We start from the raw sequence: 3,923 nt of genomic DNA, 5'->3' as shown, positions 1-3,923 counted from the left end.
GACGCGGGCATTCAGAACCGCAAGTGGTGGGAGGAGATCGGCGACTGGGTCTCCGACAACTGGGACACCATCATCGCCGTCTGCAAGGTCGTCGTAGCCGTGGTCGGCGTCATCGCGTTGATCGTCGGCGGGCCCATCCTCGCCGCCATCGTCATCATCGCCGGAGCGATCGTCCTCGCCGACACCTTGAGTAAATACGCAAAGGGCCAAGCCACCCTCATGGACGTCGCGTTCGCCGCGATGGACTGCATTCCGGGAGCCAAGGGCATCACCACCGCCGCCAAGGCCGCCAAGGGGCTGAAGGCCGCCGCCCGCGGACTGCGCTCCGGAGGACTCCGCAACGCCCTCCGAGGCGGCAAGAACGCGGCGGGCAAGGCCAAGCCGACCAAGGGCCGCTGCAAGAACGGCGACCCCATCGACATGATCTCCGGCGAAATGCTCATGGAGAGGACCGACGTCGAACTGCCGGGCCTGCTCCCGCTCGTCCTCCAGCGCACGCACCTGTCCACGTACCGCTGGGGCCACTGGTACGGCGACTCATGGGCCTCGACGCTGGACGAGCGGGTCGAGATCGACGACGAAGGTCTGATCTACCTCACCGAGGACGGCATGCTCCTCGCCTACCCCCACCCCGAACCCGGCGGCGAGCCGGTGCTGCCCGCCCACGGCCCCCGCTGGCCGCTGAGCATCGACGACGCAGGCACGGTCACGGCCACCGACCCGTACAGCGGCCGCGTCCGCCACTTCCTCCCTGCCGGAGAACGACACGAAACCCTGCCACTGCGAGCCATCACCGACCGCAACGGCAACCGCATCGACATCGACCACGACCCCACCGGCGCACCCACGGCGATACGCCACACCGGCGGCTACCACCTGAAGGTGGACACCGACGACCACCGCATCACCGCGCTGCGTCTGCTCGCCCCCGGCACCGGCACCGAGGACGCCCCCGGCGGCACGCTGGTGGCCGCGTACGGCTACGACGAGGTCGGCAATCTGGCGGAGGTCCACAACTCGGCCGGGCTGAGTCGGCTTCTGGGCTACGACGACCGGGCCCGCATCACGTCCTGGACCGACAGCAACGACACCTGGTACCGCTTCACCTACGACGACGAAGACCGCTGCGTCCGCGGCGAGAGCACCGCCGACCACCTGGCCTGCACCGTCGAGTACCGCCCCGATGAGCGGGAAACCCGCTACACCGACGCCCTCGGCCAGACCACCGTCTACCGCTACAACGACCTCAGCCAGCTCCTGTCCGAGGCGGACCCACTGGGCGGCACCGTCCACACCGAGTGGGACAGCTGGAACAACCTGCTCGCCCGCACCGACGAGCTGGGGCGCCGCACCGAGAACACCTGGGACGAGCACGGCAATCTGACCGCCATACGCCCTCCGGACGGCACGTGCGCCAGTGCGGTGTACAACGACCTCAACCTGCCGGTCGAGATCATCGGCCCGGACGGCGCCGTCCAGCGCCAGACATGGGACGAGCGCGGCAACTGCACCAGCGTGACCGACCGCGACGGCATGACTCACCACTTCACCCACGACGCCACCGGAGCCGTGTCCACCGTCACGGACCCCCTCGGCCACACCACCGAGCTGCGCTGCAACGCGGCGGGCCTGCCGCTGGAGGTCAGGGACCCGCTGGGCGCGGTGACCCGTTACGACCTCGACGCCTTCGGCCGCGCGAACACGATCACGGACCCGACGGGCGCGGCCATGCGCCTCGAGTGGACGGTGGAGGGCAAGCTGGCGCGGCGCACGGAGGCGGACGGCTCGGCGGAGTCGTGGACGTACGACGGCGAGGGCAACTGCATCTCGCACACGGACGCGATGGGCGCGACCTCGACACACGAGTACACGTACTTCGACCTGATCGCGGCCCGCACGGACCCCGACGGCGTCCGCTACGAGTTCGTCCACGACACCCAGCTCCAGCTCCGCAAGGTCACCAACCCCCAGGGTCTGACCTGGAGTTACGAGTACGACCCGGCCGGCCGTCTGGTGGCGGAGACGGACTTCGACGACCGCACACTGACGTACACCCACGATGCGGCGGGCCAGTTGGTGACCCGTACGACGGCCACGGGCGACGTGATCACCTTTGAACGGGACGTGCTGGGCCGGACGGTCACGCAGAACGTGGCAGGCGCCGCGATCACGCGCTACGCCTACGACGCGACAGGCGGCCTCACCGAGGCGGTGGGCCCGGACGTGACAATGACCTTGGAGAGGGACGGGTCAGGGCGTCTGCTCTCGGAAACGGTCAACGGCCGCACCCTGACCCACACCTACGACGAACTGGGCCGCCGCACCGGCCGCACCACACCGTCCGGCGCGAAGAGCACCTGGACGTACGACGCGGCAGGCCGTTGCACCGAACTGATCTCCTCCGGCAGGAGGCTGGCGTTCACGCATGACGGGGCGGGCCGGGAACTCACCCGCACGCTCGGCGAGGCCCTGACGCTGACGAACGTGTACGACGTCGCGGGCCGTCTGTTGGAACAGGACCTGATGGGCCGGGCCGGTACGCCGATCCAGCACCGTGCGTACACGTACCGTGCGGACGACCATCTGACCGGCGTGGAGGACCAGCTCAACGGCACACGGCGCTTCGACCTGGACGCGGCAGGCCGAGTCACCGCGGTCCACGCGGCAGGCTGGACGGAAAGCTACGCCTACGACGCGGCGGGCAACCAGACCCATGCCTCCTGGCCGGCCTCCATGCCGGGCCAAGAGGCAACAGGCCCCCGCGCGTACACCGGCACCCGTATCACCGCGGCAGGCAACGTCCGCTACGAATACGACACGGCAGGCCGCACCACCGTGCGCCAGAAGACCCGCCTGTCCCGCAAGCCCGACACCTGGCGCTACGAATGGGACGCGGAAGACCGCCTCACATCCGTGGTGACCCCCGACGGCACGAGGTGGCGCTACCTCTACGACCCCCTGGGGCGCCGGGTGTCCAAACAGCGCATGACGGAGCAGGGGGTGGCGGAACAGACCGACTTCACCTGGGACGACATGACCCTCTGCGAACAGACGAGCCACACCCCGGGCGCACCGGAATCAGTGACCCTCACATGGGAGCATGACGGACTGTGCCCCCTGGCCCAGACAGAGCGCAAACACCTCACCGACGAAGAAGTGGACGCCCGCTTCTACGCCATCGTCACCGACCTCGTCGGCGCCCCGACCGAACTCCTCGACGAGCAAGGCGACATCGCGTGGCGCACCAGGACGACCCTCTGGGGCACCACAGTCTGGAACCGAGGCGCCACCGCCTACACACCACTGCGTTTCCCCGGCCAGTACTACGACCCCGAGACGGGGCTGCACTACAACTACTTCCGGCACTACGACCCCGAAACCGCCCGCTACCTCACCCCGGACCCGATCGGTCTCGCCGGTGGCTTCGCGCCGCACAGTTACGTTCCCAACCCGCTCAAGTGGATCGACCCTCTCGGTCTTTCCCTCATGGACGAAAGCAAGAACGGCGTGCGCATCGTGGTGCACGAGTACGACGTCGACAAGCCGGCGCACGCCCATGTGACCGGTGGCGGGGGCCGGGAGGTCAGGATCGGACCGAACGGCAAACCCCTCCACAACCAACCGGAGCTTTCGAGCAAGCAGCGACAAGCGGTGGAGCATTTCAAGCCGCAGATCAGGACCGCCGTCAGGAAGCTCGGCAAGCGGAGTCAGGCGGAGGAGCGGGCTGCGAAGGAGCAGCGCGAGGCCGCCGAGGCCGCCAAGAAATCCTGCAAGTAGGGATGAAGCGATGACATTGCATTCCGATGTGGCCGAGTTGCTGGCCGAGGCCGGCATCGTCGACGTGGACGTCGACGATGCCGTCGCGGACGATCACGTCCGAACGTCCGCGTACCTACGCGTCGTCTCGGTGATCGCTTCCTCGC

At 68.5% G+C, this 3,923-nt stretch carries 1 protein-coding gene; it reads left to right on the top strand.

All coding sequences use genetic code 11. From position 1 onward, the window contains the following. On the top strand, positions 1-3,777 hold a 3,777-nt coding region (locus ACFWY6_RS44670), incomplete at its 5' end, for an RHS repeat-associated core domain-containing protein (RefSeq protein ID WP_384703450.1). Positions 3,778-3,923: the final 146 nt, after the last annotated feature.

This window comes from Streptomyces sp. NPDC059037 (assembly GCF_042740015.1).
GTDB lineage: Bacteria > Actinomycetota > Actinomycetes > Streptomycetales > Streptomycetaceae > Streptomyces.
This window is presented reverse-complemented; position numbering and strand designations above follow the sequence as displayed.